This is a genomic window from Mycolicibacterium arenosum, assembly GCF_024320865.1.
Lineage (GTDB): Bacteria > Actinomycetota > Actinomycetes > Mycobacteriales > Mycobacteriaceae > Mycobacterium > Mycobacterium arenosum.
This window is the reverse complement of record NZ_JANDBD010000009.1, coordinates 330,640-351,474: the sequence shown is the minus strand read 5'-3', so window position 1 is coordinate 351,474 and position 20,835 is coordinate 330,640. Positions and strand designations below refer to the sequence as shown.

Sequence of the window (20,835 nt, the reverse complement as noted above, 5' to 3'; positions counted from 1 at the left end):
AACCTGGTCAAGATCAGCGCTCTGGCCGGATGACAACCGATGTCAGCGCCAGAGTCCCCTCGACGCCAGAACCACCATCGAGCCGCACCGACCATCAATCCTTTTTCAGGTCGAAGTAGCTAGCGTCGTGATGGTCGTGGCCGCGAGTCCGACCCACCCGACGGTGGTGAGGAGAAATGACGGGATCGCCACTGCGGCAATGACGCGGCTCGCAGGATCGAGGGCCGGGCGGATGAGCGGAATCACGAACAATTGAGCGTTCGTCCACCCGCCGACGGCGATGCACCACGCCACCCACGATGGTGGCTCAGTTGCCGCGGCGACGCCGAACTGCAGCGCCGCCATGAACAGATTGTCGAGGTGACATTGCAACAGGCGGCGGCGCGCGTTCGCCGATGCGCGGATCACGTTCGCCTGGGTGAGCGCGATCGGCCAGCCGAGCAGCGCGCCCCGGGCCGCTTGCAAGACTGCGGACACCACCAATACGTTCGCGGCGTTCATTCTGGCGCCGCCCCTTCGCCCAGCATGGCGTCGACAGCCCCGCCCACCAAGGTGAAGAGCGCTTCTTCGGCGATTCGGGTCGATCCGCACGTGGCGAGCAGTGCTGCCCGCCAACGCTCCCGCTCGCCGCGCAGCACCTTCGCGGCGGCCTGGTCGCCGGACAGCGCGCGGCCCAACAGAAGTCGCAGCAACACGCGCAGACTGGCGAAGTCCGGTTCGGCGAAACCCTTCGCGATGTCATACGGGCTGGCGGATTCCGCTTGCTGCATGACGACGTGGTCGAGCAGCCTGGCTTCGATCCGCTCCAGGAGTGCCGCCTCAAGGCCGGCCTTGTTTCCGAAGTGGTGCACCAGCATTCGAGCGCTGATACCGGTGATGCGCTCGTAGTCGCGGAGTCCGAGCGCAAGGCTGCCGGCATCTTCCGCGGCCGCCAAGCAGACGTCCACGGCGTGCGTCCGCGGGTCGCGGGCTCGCCGTCCTGTCATCGCGTTCATCAGACCATTGTGAAGCAACTGCTTCATTGAGGCAAGCGGCGACCGTCCGAGGTTCTCGCGAGTCCCCAGAGTGACGTGAACATCAGGCGGGCTGCGCAACAGCCGCCGAAGATGGGTGTCGATGATGGCGGCCTGTCGCTCTGATGGGCACTGATCGGGCTCGAGCGCCGCCTCGACGCTTACGCCCTCGTCCCTCTACCGCTTTTCCGTCGACGCACTTGTTATGAAGCAACCGTTACGCTAGCCTTCGATGAAGCAACTGCTACACGAGCTGAGCTGGGAGGCGGAGAATGACCCACCACGTACGAATCACAAAGGAGAACGCGTTCTTGACGCTGCTGGTGATCGGAACCGTGGTTCCGCTATCGCAGTTCGTGCCCTGGTTGATGCGACACGGCGTCGACGTACCGCTGTTCGTAACGGAAGTGTTTGCAACGCCGATCAGCAGCTACTTCGGATGGGACGTCGTCATCAGCGTGCTCGCGCTGTTGGTCGTCGCCGTCGTCGACGACGTTCTGACCAGGAAGCAGCGAGCGATCGTGGCGATCGGGTCGCTTCTCGGGGCGTCGGTAGGCTTGCCGCTCTATCTGTGGCTGCGCGAGCGGCGGAGTCGCACACACGTCCGCGGTTCACAAGCCTTCGACCTCAACGACTCCGGTTGCGCCGCCTAATCGTTGGCTGCCGAGGACGTTCGCGACCAGTCACGTTGCCCGACGGCCACGACCTCGGATTCCGCATTATCGACGTTGACACGAAAGTAATTGATACTCAACGGTGATCCCGGTGCGTTCCCACTCCTCGGCGCGCGGCGCGCATTTCCCCCCGAGGGAACCCCGCGCAGTGGCCCGGAACTCCTCATGCTCGGGCCTCAAGGCCGACGCGATCACCGGGCACCGCTTGGAGAGTGGTGACTTGAGTCGCCGCGCTGTAGAGACGAAGGCGTTGTGGCGCAGCAGTAATGACGGGATCGTCACCCCAGGGTGTGGGAGCCGGGTGCCTGAGCTCGATCACCCGATCGCCAGCACTATTCGGAAGCTGGTCGGTTACCCGATCAAGATCCAAACGGGACTTGTCGAGTAGGCCCTGAAGCCGTCAACGCTGTCGAGAACCCCTGTCGCCCAACACGTCTTGAACGTTCACGTTGCCAGGCACCCGGGTGAGCAGCACGTCGACCGGGTGCGGTAGCACGCCGGGTTGTCCCGGCAGTGAGACCTCCCGCAGGTAATCCAGCAGCGCGACAAGGGGATCGCGTGCCAGCGCACGAGAACGCGCCCCGATCAAGAAGTCCAGCACGGCCTCTCCGCGCCCCCGCGGATCGTCGAGCACATCTCTGGCGTCGAGTTTTCCCAGGATGGTCTCGGTGCGGACATGCAGCCCCCGACTCTCGAGGTCGGCGCAGACGTCCTCGGAGAACCAGGGCTTACGTCCCGTCCAGGGGCACAGCAGTTCGGTCAGCGCGCACAGCGGCTGCAGGGGCGCGACCGCCGCCATCAACAAACCGCCGGAGCGGACCATACACACCGCTTGGTCGAGCGCGGCCGCCAAATCGGTGACGTAGTACAGCGAGTGCACGAAATGGACCAGATCGGCCGGATGTCCGGTGTCGTGGTCGGCGAAGTCGCCGATGACGACGGTCGGCGTCAGTGCCGGAGCGTCGAGCCCGTTCAGCCGTGAGGCGAACTGCGCCGCCGAAGGCGGATGCGGCTCGACGCCGGTGTACCGCACCCGCCGTCCGCCGGCAGCGAGTGCCGCAGCCAGGGGAGCGTCGACGCTGCCGTCGCCGACACCCACCCCGACGACGCGGACGGGGTCGGCGTCCCCGAGCAGTGGTGGGAGGGCGGTCGACAGCCACGACTGCAGCAGCGACCGCTGGTCGCTGGCCGCCTCGTAGACGGCGTGAGTACGGGCATAGCGCTCAGGGGACAACGCCGGGAGAAGCGGTTGATCGAGCATTCGGGCGCGCAGCCCGTCGAGGGGCAGCGTCGGCCCTAACACAGTCACTGTCGCCAGTGTCCTCGGCGAGCGCTGTCCGGCCACGCGATCGTCCATGACGACACCGATGTGTAAGAAACGGTTCCAGCACTTCGTGGTTGGCTGGCAGCATGCCATTCGATACCGCCCAGCGCAGCCTCGAGCACTGGAGCGAGGCGGGCCGGGCGGAGATGGAGGCGTTCTACGCGCTGGCGACCGAGGACTACCGACAGCTGACCGAGGCTCGCGACTGGGCGTCCGACCTCGCCGGACATGCTGACGGCGGGCGGGTGCGCCTGCTCGACGTGGCCTGCGGGAGCGGGAAGTTCCCCACCGCGCTGCTGGCGGCCGGGCTGCCCGCGGACCCCGTCGTCGAGGTCGACCTGCTCGACCCGTCGGCGTTCAGCATCGCCGAGGCGCGCGCCGCACTCGCCCCGCCGTTCGTGGCCGCCGACGAGCACGAGGTCTTCCTGCAGGACTTCGTCGGCACCGGTTACGACATCGCGTGGGCCACCCACGCCCTCTACGCGCTGCCGCCCGACCAGCTCGCCTCCGGTGTCAGCCGGATGGTCGGTGCGTTGCGGCCCGGCGGCTTCGGGGCCGTCGCGCACGCGTCGTCGCGGTCGCACTATCTGACGTTCTACGAGGCCTATCGCGAGTCCTTCGCCCCGGACGCCACGCCCTACACCGACGCCGAGGCCGTCGAGTCCGCCCTGCGGGCCGCCGGAGCGCCCGTCGCGGTCCAGACGGTCCGCTACCGCACCGGGACATCGGATCGCGCAGTGGCCGAGGGTTTCCTGCAGCGATGTGCGTTCGACGACACCGTCACGCTCGAGCAGATGGAGGGCAGAACGGCGCTCGGCGCATACCTGGCCGGCTGCCGCACGACCGACGGCGCCTACGCATTCGAGCACGAGGCGTACGTGATCACCTGGGAGCAGCCGTGACACGCAACCCCCACCTGTCCGAGTCGACGGCCGCGGGCGCCGCGTCGGATGTGGGCGTCGAGTGGGACCGCGGCAACGACCAGTGGTGGGACTGGTACATGTCCCTGGCCGACGGTCCCGCTCCCGCAGGGCCCCTGATCGACGTGACCCCGCATGATCCGGGGCCGTTGCCCTCGGACGACGAGGTCGCCGCGGAACTCGCCGAGCCGTACCGGGTCACCGCGGAACAGGTCCGGCAGTTCGAGGCCGAGGCCTTCATCAAGTTGCCCGGCGTCCTGAGCGCTGGAACCGTCGAACGGCTTCGGATGCGGATTCGCGAGATGCTCGACGAGTCAGTCGATCCGGCCGTCGGGTTCCAGAGCCGCGAGATGATGTGGTTGCACGACGACCTGATCCGGTCGGCAGTGCTGTCCCCCCGCATCGGCGGCATCAGCGCGGCGCTGCTCGCCACCCGTCGGGTGCGGCTCTACCACGACAACGCCCTGTCCAAGGAGCCCGGATCCGGGCGCACGCCATGGCATTACGACGCGCACCACTTCCCGCTCGACTCCCCCAAGGTGCTCACGGCGTGGATTCCGCTGCAACCCACGCCGCGGGAGATGGGACCGCTAGCGTTCGCCAAGGGGGCCGAGGTCGAGAAACTGGTCGCCGACGTTGAGTTCGACAAACACGGGACGTCGTATGACCGCGGGGTGTCCGACGTGTTCCGCGCTCATGAGGTGGCGGTCGAAGACGGTCCGTTCGCCGCCGGCGAGGTGAGCTTCCACTCGGCCGGCTGTTTCCACACCGCTGGTGCGAACCGCACGATGACCGCCCGCGTCGTACTGGCCACCACGTACTTCGCCGACGGCACCCGCGTGGTGCCCAGCCCGACGATGGTCAGCGGCGACTGGCGCAAGTTCATCCCCGGCGCCGAGCCCGGTGAGCGGGTGGACAGCCCACGCAACCCGCTGCTCGAACTGCCCGCGGGCTGACAGGCGGCCGCCGTTCCAGGTGAGCGGCCTACCGGCACAGAGCGAGTCCTCACCTGACCGGTTCTGTCCGCAAGTCTGCTGCGACGTCCTCCGCGGTTTACCGGATGCCCCTTGCTGCAACGTGTCTCGACCAGAATGGGCGCGCCGCAGTCGCCGTGCAACGAAGCCGATCCGGGCGCGGTGGGCCTTACGGACTCCGGCACGCCACACGTCCGGCGCCTTCCCTCGCGAGGTCATGCTGGAGCCGTCTTCGAGCAAGATGCTCACTTTGGGGTTGTTCTCGACGTTGGCGACTTTGCGTGTCCTATCTCGCACGCCCATGCTGATGTCGCGGCCGAGGCGAAAAAGTCCAAGATACGGCGTGCCGGAATCCCTCGATGTCGATGGTGCTCAAGATCGCCCAGGACGGTCGGCTGGCCAGCGCGCGAACCGCACCGCCGCGTCTCGCCGCCGATACCGTTCCATTCAGCGGTAGAAGGGTTCAACCGTGCCGCTGAGCTTGACGACCATGGGATTTCCGCGGCGGTCCTTCGCCGTAGTCACTTCGACACGTATCCAACCCTCGGCCACGTCGTATTCGTGAACGTTGGTTTTCTCAACGCCGTTGAAGCGAATACCCACGTCACGGAGGAGCACGTCTTCGTCGTAGAACGCGCTGCGCGGATCGATGGAGAGGTGATTCGGTGGAACGTCTGCGTTCTGATCCTCGGACATGATGGCCTTCGTTGAATGCGTGGGTGCTCGGATTGATCCTCACAGAAGTTACGCGATCCAGGGGTGCGGCGGTGGACACTATGACGTGGCACTTTCCGCAACGGTGTTCAAAGTCGAACTCAGCGTCTCCGATGTCGATCACGGTTACTACGCCGATCACACGCTGACCGTGGCCCGTCATCCCAGCGAGACCGATGAGCGGATGGTGGTGCGCTTGTTGGCGTTTGGGCTGCGCGCACACCGGCTTAGCGACATCGACGGCGAGTTGGCGTTCGGGGCCGGCCTGTCCACCCCCGGAGTCCCGGACCTGCGGCTCGCCAACTACACGGGCCGCATCCTGGAGTGGATCAACGTCGGCCAGCCTGACGAACGCGCCCTGGGCAAGGCGGCCAGCCAGGCCGACCACGTGCTGCTGTTCCCGTTCGCCGCTGGAGCGGCCACCTGGTGGCGCACCGTAGGACCCAAAGTGGCGGGGTTGCCGAACCTGTCGGTGGTGCAGATACCGCACGCACCGGTGCAACAGCTGGCCCACACCGTTGACCGGCGGTTTTCGGCGCAGGTGATGGTGATTGAAGGTCAGGTGACGATGACCGTGGGCGGTATCGACGTCACCTTCACGCCCGAGCCGATGGAGTGAACGTCTGAGCCAGAGGGCGCTCGGTTGGCGGCCTGGTAACTCTGCGAGGTCTAGCGTGGGCGAATGGGTTTGTTCAGTCACGAGGAGTTCCGGGACCCGACCGACGGCGTCGGTGACGGCGCTAGCGGTGGGGTTGTTGAGCGAGCCCGGGGTGCTGAGCTGGGCGAGTACGGGGTGGATGAACCTGTGGTGGTGGGCCCGGGGTTGCCGCCTGAGGATGGTTCATGCGGTCAGTTCGCTGTGCAGTTTCACGTTTCCACGTCAATGCTGACCGGGCTGACGCGTATTGCGAATATGCGTGGGGTGAGCGTGCCGGAGGTATGCCGGCAGGTGATGGGTGTGTTCGTTGCCCAGCAGGAGGGTGAGCTGGGCGCATTGCTGGCCGCCGAGGCTGAGACGGCTGATTACCGACCGAGTTTGGATCAGGCGTAGTCGCGCCCGCCGCGGGGCGCCGTCTACTTATGGCGCGCAGCGACAACCGACGGAGTGCGACGCATCAACCCATAGGGCATCGTTCTTGGTCAGGTCGCGCCCTCACGAATGAGCCTGAGTATTAAGATGTTTCGCGCATACCGCTCGGGCGTCGCACCGCTCACATCGGAGCGCAGCTCAGTGGCGCAGGGCGTGGAAGATCTCCCGGTAGTGAAGGTGGGCCATGAAGTGCCCGCCGGACCGCACACACAACCGGGCCCTCGGAATGCGGTCCGCCAACGCGGTCGGCCATCTCTCATTGATCAGTTTGTCGTCGGTTCCGGACCACACGTCGACTGCCACCTCGAGGTCTTCGGGGGCGAATCCCCACGGGCGCCTCCACGCGCGGTATTCCTCGACGACGCCGTTCGGCCGACGCAGGGCTTCCTTTGACATCGAAGCGAAGGTGCCGAACCCCTCGGTGCGGAGGATATCGCCTTCTGCGGCTCCCAAATCGCGAGCGGCCAGTCGGCCGTACGTGTTCGGTGCCCACCGCGCTGCTGATCCCATCCCGCGAAAGCACAGTCGGGCAACCCACGGTGCCCGCTCGGACAGCACCGTGTACACGCGGTCGATCGCCGGCAACTCGGGGAAAACACCGGGCTCGGTGAGCGGCAGAGCTCCCGCGACGATTGCCACCCGCGATACCCGCTGTGGCACCGCGTATCCGATCGCGGCGGCGTACTGGCCACCCATCGACCATCCCATGGCGCCGAAACGGTCGATTCCGAGTTGGTCCAGCATGTCCGTGACGTCGTCGGCCCAGTCCAGGACCGTGCGCCCGGGCTGCGGGTCGGACCATCCGATGCCCGGCCGATCCGGCGACACCAGCCGGACTCCGGCGTCGCGCGCTACGGCGTCCGCAGCCGCGACGTCCAGTCGGCACGCCAGGCCGCCGTGCGCACTGACGACGACGAAGCCGTCCGGGTCGCCGTAGACCGCGTACCCCATGCGCCGGCCGTCCCGCAGCTGAACGGCGTGTCCGTCGGTGGGGTCGACCATGAATCGCCTCCCCGGTGTTGCACGAACACGAGCCTTCTGATCGCCTGATGATGGCTCATCGACGACCCGGAGCATCGGGTATTCGCCATGTTGAGCGCAGGTATCGTCACCGCCACGCACATCGGCGATGCGAAACCTTGGAACATCCGTCAATCGTGCGCGGATACGGCATTGCTATCGCGTGATCGCGTCACCCGTGTTCACGTCATGGCTCGCTCGCACCGAAATCCCGTTCGCAACAACGTTGTCCGCACCGTCGACCTCAACACGGTAGACGTCTTGCTCACCGATGCCCGTGATCTCGACGACCCTATCCCAGAGGACGTCATTCGTGGTCAGGTCGTGCAGGCCGCGATCGTCGAGGATCGCAGCGGCGCGGTGCAGACGGCTGCGGCTGGGCGACGGCTTCCACATCGCGTTGCCGCAGAACTTAATCCCCATCGAGTCGGCGAAGGCTCGGTGCGACATGCCCTGGTCTCTGAGCCGCTGACGCACGGTATCCCATACCTCACTCGGGACGGTGTCGACGTTCTCGTTGCTGGCAATTCCCTGGAGATTCGAGAGAACCTCGCGAGCGGCGAAGAACTTCAGGCCATGTGCGTCGACGACGGTGAGGAAGCGGCGCTGATTCCCGGCGCCGAAGACACGAAGGTGCCACGCGTCCCGGTATCTTCCTTGCGCGACGCGGTATAACCTCGTCGGAATGCCGAGCCGTAGCAGAAGCTGCCGCACGTCATCCACCAGCCGCCGACTAGTGGATGCGTAGTAGACGTTTCCCAAGCGCTGCTTGGCATCCCATGTGATACAACCGTCGGTCGACCAGAGGTGCATCAGGAACAACGCAATCTGCTGATTCGGTGCCGCGAATACCGGTGCCGGCACGAACTTTTCATAGCTGCGCTTGCCAAAGATCCCGAAACCGTCAAGCCATGCGGCGACGGGGTTACGCCTCCCGTGGGTCAGGTGATACGGCGCAGGGAGTCGGAGCGTCGTGACTCGCGCCGCGGCGTAATCGTCACGCTTCGCCGTGACCCCGAAGTGCAACGCCGCCTTCGTCACCGCGCTGAGGTTAATCTCATCGATGCTTGCGTACCGGATCGGCTGGCTCTTCACACACGATCCGTCGCCGATCATATGTGCCAACAGAACGAGCTCGTCGTCCGCCATCGGCCGCACATCGGAGGGTGCGGGCACCCGACGCGGAATCGCCACCCGGTCGCCCACGTGAAGATTGCTGATCGGCACCCACCCGCCGAGGGTCATGAGCGAGGTGTCGGCGCTCGCCTCCATCTCGCGGCCGGAGGCCAATCGAACAATGAACGCCTCCCGCCGTCCGCCTCCGGTTAAACCGCTCACCGCCCGTGCGACCATGTGCCCGCGTTCGTTGAGCGACCACACCGGCGGACGCTCACCGGTGCCGACCAGATCTGCCACCGCCACCTCGGAACCATTATCGGCTCGGAGGATTCTTGAGCTCTCCAGAAAACTCACGACTTCGCGACCCTCATGAACGTCGAATTTCTAGCTAACTACTGATGCGCCATATTCGTGAAGCGAGACAGGTGCAACTGATGCGCGACCACGACTGTCTTGGTCGGTCCTGCACGGTGTTTCGCGATGATGAGGTCGGCTTCACCACCGCGGGGATCGTCCTTCTCGAAGGCGTCAGGGCGATGCAGCAAAATCACCATATCCGCATCTTGCTCGATGGATCCACTTTCACGTAGATCAGCCAACATCGGCTTCTTGTCGGTGCGCTGCTCGGGACCACGGTTCAGCTGGCTCATCGCGACCACCGGGACCGAGAGCTCCTTCGCCAGAAGCTTGATCTGCCTGGAGAATTCGGAGACTTCCTGCTGGCGGGACTCCACCTTCTTGCCGGACGTCATCAGCTGCAGGTAGTCGATCACTATCAGCCGGAGATCGGTCTTCTGCGCGAGCCGGCGCGACTTGGCGCGGATCTCCATCATCGTCAGGTTGGGCGAATCGTCGATGTAGAGCGGCGCCTCGCTGATCTCGCTCATTCGTCGCGCCAGACGCGTCCAGTCGTCGTCGCTCATCCGACCCGAGCGCATGTCGGCGAGCTTGATCTTCGCCTCGGCCGAGAGCAGCCGCATCACGATCTCGGCCTTGCTCATCTCCAGGGAGAAGACGATGCTCGCGTGCTGGTTCTTGATCGAGCACGACCTCAGGAAGTCGAGCCCGAGCGTGGAGTTGTGCGTGGGCACCATGCCCTCGCCCGCGAGGTAGAGATGCGACTCGTTGTCGACCTGCACGCAGCGCACCGGGACGCTCTCGACGGCACGTACCCACGCCACGTGCACACCGAGCGCCAGCAGAGCCGTCGTGCCACCAGCGCGACTCGGCAGCGTCGCCGGAATGAGTCGATCAGCGCCGCTTCGCAATTGAGCCGTTGTTCGGATACCGGACTCGGTGGGCCACTGGTGCTCCGCGTCGGCCACGATGATCGTGCCGTCGGAGAACTCGACCTCGAAGCACGGGCGTCCGTACATCACCTCGGTGGCGGCCACGACGCGCGTCGGCACCCCGTCGGCACCGATCAACTCGTCGCCGACCCGAACGTCGCCCATCGTCGTCCAGCCGGTGGGCGTCGGCAGCGGGGTGTCGAGCTTCAGGGCCTTGCCCATACCGGGCCGCGCCGCCACGACGATCATCTGGCCGGGGTGCAACCCGTTGGTGCACTCGTCGAGTTCGGTGAAGCCCGTGGGCACGCCGCGGGCGATACCGCCCTGCGAGGCGATGGCATCGATCTCGTCCATCGTCGGCTGCAGCAGCTGCTCCAGCGGCACGAAATCCTCGGAGGTGCTGCGCCGTTCGGTGACGTCGTAGATCTCAGCCTGAGCGCGGTCGACCACCTCGGCGACGTCGGCGCCGTCGGCGCCGGCGTACCCGTACTGCACGACGCGCGTTCCGGCCTCCACGAGGCGGCGCAGCAGCGACTTCTCCGCGACGATGCCCGCGTAGTAGCCGGCGTTGGCCGCGGTCGGCACCGTCGAGATCAGCGTGTGCAGATACGGCGCTCCGCCGACGCGCTTGAGCAGACCGCGCCGGTCGAGTTCGGCGGACACGGTGATGGCGTCGGCCGGTTCACCGCGGCCGTAGAGGTCCAGGATCGCGTCGTACACGCTCTGATGGGCGGGCCGGTAGAAGTCGCCGGGACGGAGCTTCTCCAGCACGTCGGCGATGGCGTCCTTGCTCAGCAGCATGCCGCCGAGGACGGACTGTTCGGCCGCCATGTCCTGCGGAGGCTGACGACCGTAGTCCTCGCTCGGCGGCGGAACGTCGGTATCGGAACGACCAGCCGAATGCCCGAGGTCATCCACGACGGCCACGGAGCGACCACCTCCCCTTTGCATCTCAGTCGAACACGCATTCGACGGTTACCACTGTGACGGTAGGTCGCGCCGGTGACAACTCGCCTCAACACTGAGGACGGGGCGCCGTCGACGGCTCACGTTATGTGTTGCTGGAACCGCCGCCAAACGACCCTGTGCATGAACTTGTGGATGGCGTGTGGATATCCGTGGACGGCCATGTTGAGTCGTTGGGGACAACTTGTGTAAAACCTGCCGGGTATTTTGCATCTCCGCAGATAAGGGCACCACAGATGACGTGCGGAACTGTGGATGTGAATTGCCTCGGCGTGTCGGGCGAGGTTGCCGTCTCGGGCGTGTTGTGTTGCCCTTTGAGGGCGTGAAGGTTAACAGCTCGTAAGGTTCGCTGCACCGGAAGTTGCAGGCAAAGTTCGCCAGGTACAACAGCAACGTCCGGGTGTCGACCGATCATGGTCGTCACCCGGACGTTATTGACGCTGGCGCCTGGCGGCTGGTTACTCCGCTTCGACGTTCAGCGACACTGCGACGCTGACGGTGGGATGCAGACGCACCGAGACCGGATGAGTTCCGACCGACTTGATGTGAGCCTTGGGCAGCGAGACCGTCCGCTTGTCCAGGTTCGGTCCGCCGGCCTTCTTGATGGACGCGACGACGTCGGACGGCGTGACCGAGCCGAACAGCTTGCCGCTGTTACCGGCCGTCCTGACCTTCAGCGACACCGGGCCGATGGCCTCGAGGGCCGCCTGCAGTTCCTTGGCGTGGTCGAGATCGCGCACGGTCTTGACCTCGCGGGCCCGACGGATCTCCTCGGCCTGCCGCTCGGCACCGCGAGTCGCCACGATGGCGAGCCCGCGCGGGAGCAGGTAGTTACGGCCGTAGCCGTCCTTGACCTCGACGAGGTCACCGGCGATGCCCAGGTGGTCCACCTCGGCGGTGAGAATCAGCTTCATCTCGTCGCCCCCTTACCGCGTCGCCGAGCTGAACGGCAGGAGCGCGACCTCGCGGGCGTTCTTGACCGCGATCGCGATGTCCCGCTGGTGCTGCACGCAGTTACCCGTCACCCGACGCGCACGGATCTTGCCGCGCTCGCTGATGTAGGTCCGCAGCAACGCGGTGTCCTTGTAATCGATGACCTGGTTCTTGCCCTTCTTCGAGCAGAACACACACTTGCGCGTCTTGATCGGCTTCTCGGGAGCCGGACGCCTCTTCGTACTACTGGCCTTCGCCATGACAATCTCTTCCTTGCTTTAACGATGTTGTGTCAGAAGGGGGGTTCTTCTTCGGCGCCGCCGAACGATCCCGACGCGGGGGCGCTGCCCCACGGATCGTCCTTGGGCTGCTCGGAGCTGCGGGACTGACCGCCGCCGCCTCCGCCGCCGAATCCGCCGCCCCCGCCGCCGCTGCGGCTGGCCTTGTTCACCCTCGCCGTCGCGTACTTCAGCGACGGACCGATCTCGTCGACCTCGAGCTCCACCACCGTGCGCTTCTCGCCCTCGCGGGTTTCGAACGAACGCTGCTTGAGCCGCCCGCTGACGATGACGCGCGAGCCGCGAACGAGGCTCTCGGCCACGTTCTCCGCCGCCTCACGCCAGATGTTGCAGCGGAGGAACAGCGCTTCGCCGTCCTTCCACTCGTTGGTCTGACGATCGAACATGCGCGGCGTCGACGCCACGGTGAAGTTCGCGACCGCGGCACCCGACGGCGTGAAACGCAGTTCGGGATCGGCGGTCAGGTTTCCGATGACCGTGATGACGGTGTCACCAGCCACGTGGTCCTCCTGGGTGAGTTCGGCGGTGTGAACGAAGAGCAGTCGCAGGCGAGCCTACGGAACTGCCCCGACGTACAAGCGCTTTAGTGCTTGTCGGTCCGCATCACCTTGGTCCGCAGCACGGACTCGTTCAGGTTGAGCTGGCGATCCAGCTCGGACACCGTGGCGGACTCCGCCTTCACATCGACGACGGCGTAGATGCCCTCGGCGTGCTTGGCGATCTCGTAGGCCAGCCGGCGACGGCCCCAGATGTCGACCTTGTCGACACTGCCGCCGTCCTTGCGGACGACGTTGAGGAACGTCTCCAGAGACGGCGCTACGGTCCGCTCATCGAGAGTGGGGTCGAGGATGACCATGATTTCGTATGGACGCATAAGAACCCATCACCTCCTATGGTCTGGTGCGGCCACGGACTGTCCGTGGCAGGAGGGTCGCCTGCGTCGGCAACCGGGCAAGGTTACATGAACCGCCGCTGACCAGCCAAATCGCGCCCAAGCAGGGAAGCTACGCCCGGCAGGGCGCGGGCACCAGGGTGGCGAGTTCGTCCGACCACGCCTGGTAGGCCTCCGGCGTCGGGTGGATGCCGTCCTCGACCCAGAGGTTCTCGTCGGCCTGCTGCTTGTACAGCGGCCGCAGGTCGACGAACTCGGCACCCTTGTCCTGCGCCTCCTCGATCAACACGGCATCGAGTTCGGCGCGCGCCTCGGGTGTCGTGTAGCCCTCCCCGCCGGGCGCGCGAAACCACTCGTTCTGGGCCAGCACGATGACGCGGGCACCGCTGTCGGTCGCCGCGTCGAGGATGTCCTCGACGTTGTCGCGGTAGTCGTCCACCGAGACGCCGTTCACCAGATCGTTGCCACCGGCCTGGAACGTGATCAGGGTGGGCTCGAAATCGGCGATCTGGGGCACCTGCTCCTCGAGCACCTGGCCCGCCGTGTACCCGCTGATGCCGGCGTTCTGCAGTTCGACGGCACAACCGTCGTCACGCCAGTGTTGTGCCAGCAGGGCGGGGAAGGAGCCGGTCGTCTCGTCGGGCGCACCCACACCCTGCGTGAGCGAGTCACCCAGTGCCAGATACCGAACGGCCCCCGGCTCGCCCGCTGGAGCCGACGAGGACGAATCCGAAGGCGCTTCCGCCGCAGTCGATTCGTCGGGGGAGGCCTGCGTCGTCTCCGCGGTGGAGGACTTCGCCGTCGGTGGCGGCGCACTCGATGAACACGCGCTGAGCATCACGACGGCGGCCGATAGAACGAGGACTCCCCCTGTGCGCATGCGAGGAGCGTATCCGCGATAGTGGCTGGTTAGCCGGGGTTTCGGCGACTACTGCGCCTCAGCGCTGCGCTTGATCGCCGCGAGCGTCGCGGGGATGCCGTCGGTGGCCGCCAGCGTGCGGATCGCGATCTGATTCTCGGCGTCCGCGCCGTAGCGGTCGTGGAAGCCCGCGATCCCCTTCGGCAGGAACGTCCACGACTCCGTCAGGCGCGTGTTCGGCCCCTCGGGCGTCAGCGTGAAACCCCAGCGGACCCAACCGTTGTTGACCTCCCACGCGAACTCGCGGTCGGGGGTGGCGGCGACCACCTGGCTGCGTGTCTCCCACGTGCGCTCCGCCGTCTCGTTGCGGCCGGTGAACCACCCGCCGACCGTCGGGCCGTCGCCGTCGTCCCACCAGCACGCCCTGCACTGCGGGCTCCACTCCCCCATCCGCGTCACGTCGGATATCAGCGCGTAGAGGCGCGCGGGATCGACGTGGACGACGACGGAGTCGGAGAACTGGAGTTCGGTCACGGGTCCACCCTCCTCGTTTTCCCGCGCGGCGGCCACCCCGTCCGACGTTAGGGTTGAGCGGTGAACTATCCGAACGGGCCCTACGGTCAGGGGTTTCCGGTGCAGCAGCCGGGCAACCAACAGTGGGGGTATCCGCAACAGCAGCCCTACGGCTACCCGCCCGCGCCGCCTGCCGCTCCCAACGGAGCCACGGGCATCATCGCGGGTGTGCTCGCCGGGCTCGGCGCGCTGGTGAACGTCGTCGGCGGCATCTTCATGGCGATCGGACTCACCGCAGTCTCCGACTCCAGCCTCGGCGAGTCCGGCTTTTGGGGTGGGCTGATGGCCGTAGCGCTGCTCAACGTCACGGCCGGCGTGTTGCTGGTGCCGGGAACGGTGATGTTGCTGTTGCGCAAGATGATCGGGCGCTGGCTCGTCGTTGCGGGATGCGCCGTCTCCATCGTCAGCAGCCTAATGAGCCTGGGGATGTTCAGCACCATGAGTGCATACACCTACGGAAGCAGTGGAACCAACGCCGTGAGTGTCATCTTCCCGATCGCAACCTTGATACTGGTGCTGCTGCCGTCTACTACCGCGTGGATCCGGGCGAAGCGGACAAGCGCTCCGCCCCAGCATTATCCGCCTCAGCACTATCCGCCTCAGCCGCCCCATCCGGGGTACCGGGCCTGAGCCGCAGCCATCGGGGCGGCGAGTCGGCGGCACCGTCGAACACGCCACCCGTGGGGTCGTCGATGCGACCGCCGAAGCGGACGAGGTCCAGCTGCGGGCGGTAGATCTGGCGGATGACCAACGCGCACAGCGCCATCACAGCGACATCACGGAGCAGCACGGTGGTCGTGAACCACTGCTGGGGCAGCCCCATGTTCTGCTCGCCGTGCAGATACAGCATGCGCGGGATCCAGACTAGTGCGTCAATCGCCATCCAGGCCAACAGGATCCGCCGGTGCGGTAGCGCCAGAGCCGCCAACGGCACCAGCCACAGCGAGTACTGCGGGCTCCACACCTTGTTGGTCAGCAGGAAGGCCGCCACCACCAGGAACGCCAACTGTGCGAGCCGGGGCCGTTGCTTGGCGGTGAGTGCGACGTAACCGATTGCCGCGCAGCACGCGACGAACAGCAGCGCGGACACCCCGTTGAGAATCGTAGGCGGTTCCCAGAATCCGAGGTCGGTGTCGAACCCTCGCCAGCCGGTGAACGACTTGACGACGTTGTACAGCGAGTCCATGTCGTCACCGCGCCGGGTGTTGAGGATGAAGAACTCCGCCCACCCGCGCGGGAACAGCACCATGATCGGCAGGTTCACCGCGAGCCATGTCGCCGCCGCGACGAGCGCCGCGCGCGAGACCTCGCGCAGTCGGCCGGTACGCAGTCCGAGCAGGAGCAGCGGCACGAACAGCAGCAGCGGGTACAACTTCAGGGCCACGCCGATGCCGATGAGAACGCCCGCCAGCGCGGGTTTTCGGCGGGCCCACGCCAGCATCGCGCCCGCCGCGCACGCCGCCGCCAGTGCGTCGAAGTTGGTGAACGCGTGGAAGATCAACAGCGGTGAGCCCGCCACCACTGCGGCGTCCCAGATGCGCCGGCCGGCCATCTTCGCCGTGGCCCAGACCGTGGCCAGCCACGCGAGCGCCAACCCCAGCGCGGAGATGTTGAAGAACATCACCACCTCGGCGGTGACGGGGATCGACGTCAGCTTCGTCAACGCGGTGTAGGTCTTGGCCAGAGCCATCGACACGTACTGGTACAGGCCGGTCAGCACCGGATACTCCATGTACCGGATCGCCGGGGTGCCGTCGTACTGCGTGCGGGCCATGCCGGTGCCGTCCACCTCGGTCCAGCTCGACTTGTACGGGAACTTACCGAGATTCAGCATCTCAGCGGTGTACAGCGGCACGGTGTCCGAATAGCAGAGCTCGTAGTAGGCGCGGTTGTTCTCCCACACCGCGACGCGTTGATCAGGCGGTCCCGTGCCGGTGGACTGCAGGCACGCGGCCTTCGTCGTGTACCCGAACGCCAGGAACAGCAGCGCGATGATGAACATCACCCGCAGCGGCGTCATGAACCGGGTCCTGCCGATCAGGGCGTGCCGCCCCACCGGACCGCCGATCGTGTTGGACAGCGCGCGTCCGATGACGTCGGTCCTGCTGGGCATGTCCCGACCGTCGTCACTGCGCAGGTCATCAGCGAGCGGAGCTGGAGAAGTAGTACCTGATCGCCGGTCTGAGAGTGCGGGTTCCGGCGACGTGGCGACGTTCGGTTCCGTCACGGCGGCGGAGGTGCCCCGGTCAGCGCCGGCGTCGGCTGCCCCACGGCGTTGGGGTCACCACCGGGCGGTGGCGGCGGTGGTGGCGGTACCGCCGGGACCGTCGTCGGCGGACCCCACGGAATGGTGATGCCGGGCGCGAGCTCGATGGTCGGCTGGATCACCGTCTCCGACGGCGGCGGCGGCACGGTCGGACTCGGTGGGGGCGGCGGTGCCGCCGGCGGACCGGCGTACCCGCCGATTTCCGTTGGCTTCGGGAATGTTTCGTTGTCGGTGCCGTCGAGGGCGCCGTCCATCGTCGCCTTCCAGATGTCCGACGGCAGACCCGATCCGTAGACCGCTCCGCCGTACGAGTTCTGCAGCGGCTTGACGCCCTCGGTTGTGCCGACCCACACCGCCGTCGACAGCGACGGCGTGTATCCGACCATCCAGGCGTCGCGGTTGTCACCGGTGTCGCCCAACTGGTTCGTGCCGGTCTTCGCGGCCGACGGGCGCCCGCCCGCGAGGTTGTGGCCGTTGGAGTAGCCGGCGATCGGCTGCATGGCCGCGGTCACGTTGTCGGCAACGGCCTTGTCGATGCGCTGCTCGCCCTCGCTGTCCTGCTCGGCGTCGAAAAGCACCTTGCCCGAGGAGTTCACGACCCTCTGCACGAAGTGCGGCTTGTGGTAGACGCCGGAGTTGGCGAGCGTGGCGTAGGCCGACGCCATGTCGATCACGCGCGACTGGTACTGCCCGAGCACGATGCCGTTGTACGGCGGGCCGCCCTTGCCGTCCTCGGAGAGCGTGTGCTCGACGCCGGGGAAGCTCTCGGCGATGCCAGCGGCGTGCGCGGCGTCGGCGACGTCCTGCGGTCCGTTCTTCAGCTTCAGCATCAGGCGGTAGTAGCTGGTGTTCAGCGACCGCTTCAGCGCCTCCGCGATGTTGCAGGTGCCGCAGCCGCCGCCCTCCACGTTGGTGATCTTGACGCCGTTGAGATCGACCGGCGAGCTGTCGACCTGATAGCCGAGGCCCATGCCCTGCTGCAGCGCGGCGACCAACGCGAACACCTTGAACGACGAACCCGTCGGCAGGCCCGCCTGCGCGAAATCGAAGCCCTGGGCGTCGGTTCCGCCGAAGTAGGCCTTCACGCCACCCGTCCTCGGATCGATGGACACCACGGCCGTCCGCATGTCGGGGTCCTGGCCGTCGAGGGTCTCCGCCGCCGCCTCCTCAGCGGCCTTCTGCGCCTTCGGATCGATGGTCGTCGTGATCTGCAGACCCTCGGTGTTCAGCTGCTGCTCGTTGACGTTGAAGATGTCCGTCAACTCGCGCATGACCTGCCGCTCGATGAGGCCGTTGGGCCCGGTCGTCTGATCCTGCTGCTGCGCCTGCTCCGGCGGCGTGGTCGGCGGGAACACCTGCGCGGCCCGATCCTCCGGAGACAGCGCGCCGATGGTGACCATGCCGTCGAGCACCCAGTTCCACCGTTCGAGCGCACCCTCGGGGTCGACGGCCGGGTCGAGCGTCGACGGCCGCTGGATGAGTGCGGCGAGCAGTGCGCCCTCGGCCACGTTGACCTGCTCGATGGGCTTGCCGAAGTACGCCTGCGCGGCCGCCGAGACGCCGTACGCGCCGCGGCCGAAGTAGATGATGTTGAGGTAGGCCTGCATCACCGCGTCCTTGGACCACTCGTTCGCCATCTTCGTGGAGATGACGAGTTCCTTGGCCTTGCGGATCATGCCGCCGACGCCGTCGCGGGCGTCACCCACCAACGCGTTCTTGACGTACTGCTGGGTGATGGTCGAGCCGCCCTGCAGGTCGCCGCCGAAGAGGTTGTTCTTGAACGCGCGGAAGAAGCCCTTGAACGAGAATCCGGGGTTGCTGTAGAAGTCGCGGTCCTCGGCGGCCATCGCCGCGTCGCGCACGGCCTGTGGAATCTGGTCGATCGTGACGTCGACCCGATTGCCCTCCGGCGGAATGATCTTCGCGATCTCGGTGCCGTCGCTGGCGAGGATGGTCGACACCTGCGCCGTCCGGATGTCCTCCGGCTTGGGCACCTGGACGATGAAGTAGGCCATCGCGAACGTGATGATCGGCAGCACGATCGCCGCCGCGAGCAACGCGTAGCCGACGCGCCGCACCACCTTCCAGTTGACCCGGCGCTGATGGGGGGGCTTCGGTCCCGGCGGTCCGCCTGTCGGGCCACCTCCACCGCCACCGAACGGCGGCGGGCCGGCGGGTGGCCGGGGAGGCGGCGGCCCGCCGTCGAGTGCCGCCTTCACGACCTCGACGGGATCGCGGTACGGACGGTCGACGGGACCGGCGGGGACCGGCGGCAGCACCATCGTGCGGCGGTCGTCGGGCGGCGCGACCGGCGGCCGATTCGGCTTGGGGATCGCCGTGGTGCTGTTGGCGTCGGCGGGTGACTGTGCCGGCGCGGGCTTGGACAGCGGCACCGAGGGGGGCGAGGGAGGGGTCGCCACGTTGTCAGCCGCCTGCTCCCTCGGAGCATCGCCGGCTGACCTGCTGTGGCGCCCTTCGCTATTCACTCGCCGTGCGCGCTCCCGAGCGCGCAGTCCGGGTGCCGCGTTCCTTCGGAGGCTGAGCCGTTCCGAGCACATACGACTTGACCAGATGATTCCAACTGCACGTTCGGCAGACCTCCACAACGTGAACCTTGAAGTCGTCGAAGCGGGCCGCCAGCATCACCAGCTCCTCGGTGCTGCGGGCCGAGCCGGAGGCGGCACCCAGGTTGTCGCCGAAGACCCAGGACACCAGCGTGAGCTGTTCCTTGCGGCAGATCGGGCAGGTGACGCTGCTCTGGCGGCCGTGGAACTTCGCAGCGCGCAGCAGGTAGGGGTTGGCGTCGCAGACCTCGGAGACGCCGGTGCGCCCCGAGTACACCTCGGCCAGCAGGGACCGTCGCCGAAGCGCGTAGTCCACCACCTGTCGCTGCAATCGCACGATGACCAGAGTACGTCGACCCCGCGAGCACGGAGGCTCGACCACGTCACCCGTCCCCGTCGCGCCCGCGGGTTCGGCATCTGGTCTGCGGTGATGGTGACCGAACTCCTACGATGACCGCGTGGCCAAAGGGCAATCACCCCGAACGCGGGCCAGAGACGCCGATCGCAACGCGGTGTGCCAGATCCTGGACGGCGCGCTGGTGGAAGGTCAGCTCACGGGCCAGGAGCACAGGGAACGCGTGGCCGCCGCCACTCGCGCGACGACGTTGGGCGAATTGCAGGGCCTCACCGCCGACCTGCAGCCGTCGACTTCGGCTGAGCAGCCGCGCCGCACCGCCCGGGTGAATCGTCGGGGCTGGGTGCTCGCCGCGGGTGCGTTCGGACTCATCGCGGTGATCGTCGCCGTCGTGGTGGCCACCTCCGGTTCGGATGCGCCTCCCACCCCGAGCGGGGTCGTCGCCGAACCGGTGGCCGAATCCCCCGTCGCTCCCACGGAGCCCCCGAGTCCCGGCTCGTCGCCCGACGGCGTGGAACCGTCGGTGGTCGCGATGCCGACCGAGTTCCACACCGTCGACGGGATGACCGCGCTGCTCGACACGATCCGTCAGCGGTTCGGCGACACGACCGGGATCGAACTGGCTATCTGGCGCGAAGACGCGATGCTGCTTCGACCGGACCCCACCGACGATCAGGCCAAGCTGCTGTACCGCTTCAACAACGGCTGGGGCGATCCCAGTGACAGACCGCGGGATCCCGAAGACGAGCCGGCCGATCTGGGCGCCTTCGACGTCGCGGCGGTCGTCGAAGCGCTGCGAGTCGCACCCGACACGGTCGGCATCCCAGCCGCCGACGTATCCGATCTCGTGATCGACATCGACCACCTGCGCGGTCCCGCCGGCCCCGGAGCACTCGAGTTGATGATCAAGGTCTCGAGTACGTCCGGCGACAGCGGGTTCGTCTACCTGGACGGGGCGGGCACCGTAAAGCGCGTCGAGCAGCCGACCTGA

Annotated in this window: 23 protein-coding genes; 7 read left to right on the top strand and 16 right to left on the bottom strand. The window is 66.7% G+C overall.

Features of this window, described 5'->3' with window-relative positions; genetic code table 11:
- Nucleotides 1-105: 105 nt before the first annotated feature.
- A complete protein-coding gene (locus tag NM203_RS22605; RefSeq protein ID WP_255062680.1) occupies nucleotides 106-501 on the bottom strand; it encodes a hypothetical protein in 396 nt (131 codons plus the stop codon).
- Complete coding sequence (locus tag NM203_RS22600; protein WP_255062679.1) at nucleotides 498-1,022, bottom strand: TetR/AcrR family transcriptional regulator; 525 nt, start codon at nucleotides 1,020-1,022, stop codon at nucleotides 498-500. The genes NM203_RS22605 and NM203_RS22600 overlap by 4 nt, the downstream gene beginning before the upstream one ends.
- Nucleotides 1,023-1,285: 263 nt before the next feature.
- Between NM203_RS22600 and NM203_RS22595 the strand changes: the two genes are divergently transcribed.
- Nucleotides 1,286-1,666, top strand: a complete 381-nt coding sequence (locus NM203_RS22595; RefSeq protein WP_255062678.1) for a DUF2834 domain-containing protein — start codon at nucleotides 1,286-1,288, stop codon at nucleotides 1,664-1,666.
- Between the two features lie 421 nt (nucleotides 1,667-2,087).
- Here the strand turns inward: NM203_RS22595 and NM203_RS22590 are convergent, their stop codons facing one another.
- Complete coding sequence (locus tag NM203_RS22590; protein ID WP_255062677.1) at nucleotides 2,088-2,996, bottom strand: methyltransferase; 909 nt, start codon at nucleotides 2,994-2,996, stop codon at nucleotides 2,088-2,090.
- Nucleotides 2,997-3,097: 101 nt separating this feature from the next.
- Here NM203_RS22590 and NM203_RS22585 point away from each other — a divergent pair, with 101 nt between their 5' ends.
- On the top strand, nucleotides 3,098-3,913 hold the full coding sequence (locus NM203_RS22585; RefSeq protein ID WP_255062676.1) for a class I SAM-dependent methyltransferase: 816 nt from the start codon (nucleotides 3,098-3,100) through the stop codon (nucleotides 3,911-3,913).
- The gene (locus NM203_RS22580) at nucleotides 3,910-4,887 is read left to right on the top strand and encodes a phytanoyl-CoA dioxygenase family protein (RefSeq protein ID WP_255062675.1); all 978 of its coding nucleotides are present in this window, start codon (nucleotides 3,910-3,912) and stop codon (nucleotides 4,885-4,887) included. Before NM203_RS22585 ends, NM203_RS22580 begins: the two co-directional genes overlap by 4 nt.
- A gap of 465 nt (nucleotides 4,888-5,352) precedes the next feature.
- Here the strand turns inward: NM203_RS22580 and NM203_RS22575 are convergent, their stop codons facing one another.
- A complete protein-coding gene (locus NM203_RS22575; RefSeq protein WP_255062674.1) occupies nucleotides 5,353-5,601 on the bottom strand; it encodes a DUF3297 family protein in 249 nt (82 codons plus the stop codon).
- Between the two features lie 85 nt (nucleotides 5,602-5,686).
- Here NM203_RS22575 and NM203_RS22570 point away from each other — a divergent pair, with 85 nt between their 5' ends.
- Both NM203_RS22570 and NM203_RS22565 read left to right on the top strand, forming a co-directional pair.
- Nucleotides 5,687-6,238, top strand: a complete 552-nt coding sequence (locus tag NM203_RS22570) for a YaeQ family protein (protein ID WP_255062673.1) — start codon at nucleotides 5,687-5,689, stop codon at nucleotides 6,236-6,238.
- Nucleotides 6,239-6,301: 63 nt separating this feature from the next.
- Nucleotides 6,302-6,670, top strand: a complete 369-nt coding sequence (locus NM203_RS22565) for a hypothetical protein (RefSeq protein ID WP_255062672.1) — start codon at nucleotides 6,302-6,304, stop codon at nucleotides 6,668-6,670.
- Between the two features lie 177 nt (nucleotides 6,671-6,847).
- Here NM203_RS22565 and NM203_RS22560 read toward each other — a convergent pair whose 3' ends face one another.
- The 9 genes from NM203_RS22560 to NM203_RS22520 all read right to left on the bottom strand — a co-directional run bounded on the left by NM203_RS22560 (nucleotide 6,848) and on the right by NM203_RS22520 (nucleotide 14,620).
- On the bottom strand, nucleotides 6,848-7,711 hold the full coding sequence (locus NM203_RS22560; RefSeq protein WP_255062671.1) for an alpha/beta fold hydrolase: 864 nt from the start codon (nucleotides 7,709-7,711) through the stop codon (nucleotides 6,848-6,850).
- A gap of 174 nt (nucleotides 7,712-7,885) precedes the next feature.
- The gene (locus NM203_RS22555; RefSeq protein WP_456299314.1) at nucleotides 7,886-9,151 is read right to left on the bottom strand and encodes an LAGLIDADG family homing endonuclease; all 1,266 of its coding nucleotides are present in this window, start codon (nucleotides 9,149-9,151) and stop codon (nucleotides 7,886-7,888) included.
- Between the two features lie 89 nt (nucleotides 9,152-9,240).
- On the bottom strand, nucleotides 9,241-11,064 hold the full coding sequence (gene dnaB / locus NM203_RS22550; protein WP_255062669.1) for a replicative DNA helicase: 1,824 nt from the start codon (nucleotides 11,062-11,064) through the stop codon (nucleotides 9,241-9,243).
- Nucleotides 11,065-11,561: 497 nt separating this feature from the next.
- Nucleotides 11,562-12,017 (bottom strand): 50S ribosomal protein L9, encoded by a 456-nt coding sequence (gene rplI, locus NM203_RS22545; RefSeq protein ID WP_255062668.1) that lies wholly within the window; start codon nucleotides 12,015-12,017, stop codon nucleotides 11,562-11,564.
- A gap of 12 nt (nucleotides 12,018-12,029) precedes the next feature.
- Nucleotides 12,030-12,296 carry a 30S ribosomal protein S18 gene (gene rpsR, locus NM203_RS22540; RefSeq protein WP_255062667.1) on the bottom strand — a complete coding sequence of 89 codons (267 nt, stop codon included), beginning with the start codon at nucleotides 12,294-12,296 and terminating at the stop codon, nucleotides 12,030-12,032.
- A 32-nt stretch (nucleotides 12,297-12,328) separates the two neighbouring features.
- Nucleotides 12,329-12,835, bottom strand: coding sequence for a single-stranded DNA-binding protein (locus NM203_RS22535; RefSeq protein ID WP_255062666.1), 507 nt, complete (start codon nucleotides 12,833-12,835; stop codon nucleotides 12,329-12,331).
- 83 nt (nucleotides 12,836-12,918) lie between these two features.
- Nucleotides 12,919-13,209, bottom strand: a complete 291-nt coding sequence (gene rpsF, locus NM203_RS22530; RefSeq protein WP_255062665.1) for a 30S ribosomal protein S6 — start codon at nucleotides 13,207-13,209, stop codon at nucleotides 12,919-12,921.
- A gap of 130 nt (nucleotides 13,210-13,339) precedes the next feature.
- Nucleotides 13,340-14,107 (bottom strand): SGNH/GDSL hydrolase family protein, encoded by a 768-nt coding sequence (locus NM203_RS22525; protein ID WP_255062664.1) that lies wholly within the window; start codon nucleotides 14,105-14,107, stop codon nucleotides 13,340-13,342.
- A 48-nt stretch (nucleotides 14,108-14,155) separates the two neighbouring features.
- Nucleotides 14,156-14,620 carry an SRPBCC family protein gene (locus NM203_RS22520; RefSeq protein WP_255062663.1) on the bottom strand — a complete coding sequence of 155 codons (465 nt, stop codon included), beginning with the start codon at nucleotides 14,618-14,620 and terminating at the stop codon, nucleotides 14,156-14,158.
- 60 nt (nucleotides 14,621-14,680) lie between these two features.
- Here NM203_RS22520 and NM203_RS22515 point away from each other — a divergent pair, with 60 nt between their 5' ends.
- Nucleotides 14,681-15,289, top strand: coding sequence for a hypothetical protein (locus NM203_RS22515; protein WP_255062661.1), 609 nt, complete (start codon nucleotides 14,681-14,683; stop codon nucleotides 15,287-15,289).
- Here the strand turns inward: NM203_RS22515 and NM203_RS22510 are convergent.
- From NM203_RS22510 to NM203_RS22500, 3 genes are all read right to left on the bottom strand, one after another.
- Complete coding sequence (locus NM203_RS22510) at nucleotides 15,189-16,772, bottom strand: glycosyltransferase family 87 protein (RefSeq protein WP_255062660.1); 1,584 nt, start codon at nucleotides 16,770-16,772, stop codon at nucleotides 15,189-15,191. The genes NM203_RS22515 and NM203_RS22510 overlap by 101 nt on opposite strands.
- A 110-nt stretch (nucleotides 16,773-16,882) precedes the next feature.
- A complete protein-coding gene (locus tag NM203_RS22505; RefSeq protein ID WP_303625061.1) occupies nucleotides 16,883-19,207 on the bottom strand; it encodes a transglycosylase domain-containing protein in 2,325 nt (774 codons plus the stop codon).
- A 196-nt stretch (nucleotides 19,208-19,403) separates the two neighbouring features.
- Nucleotides 19,404-19,826, bottom strand: a complete 423-nt coding sequence (locus NM203_RS22500) for a DUF5318 family protein (protein WP_255062657.1) — start codon at nucleotides 19,824-19,826, stop codon at nucleotides 19,404-19,406.
- Between the two features lie 121 nt (nucleotides 19,827-19,947).
- On the opposite strand from NM203_RS22500, the gene NM203_RS22495 reads away from it, so the two are divergent.
- The gene (locus tag NM203_RS22495) at nucleotides 19,948-20,835 is read left to right on the top strand and encodes a DUF1707 SHOCT-like domain-containing protein (protein ID WP_255062656.1); all 888 of its coding nucleotides are present in this window, start codon (nucleotides 19,948-19,950) and stop codon (nucleotides 20,833-20,835) included.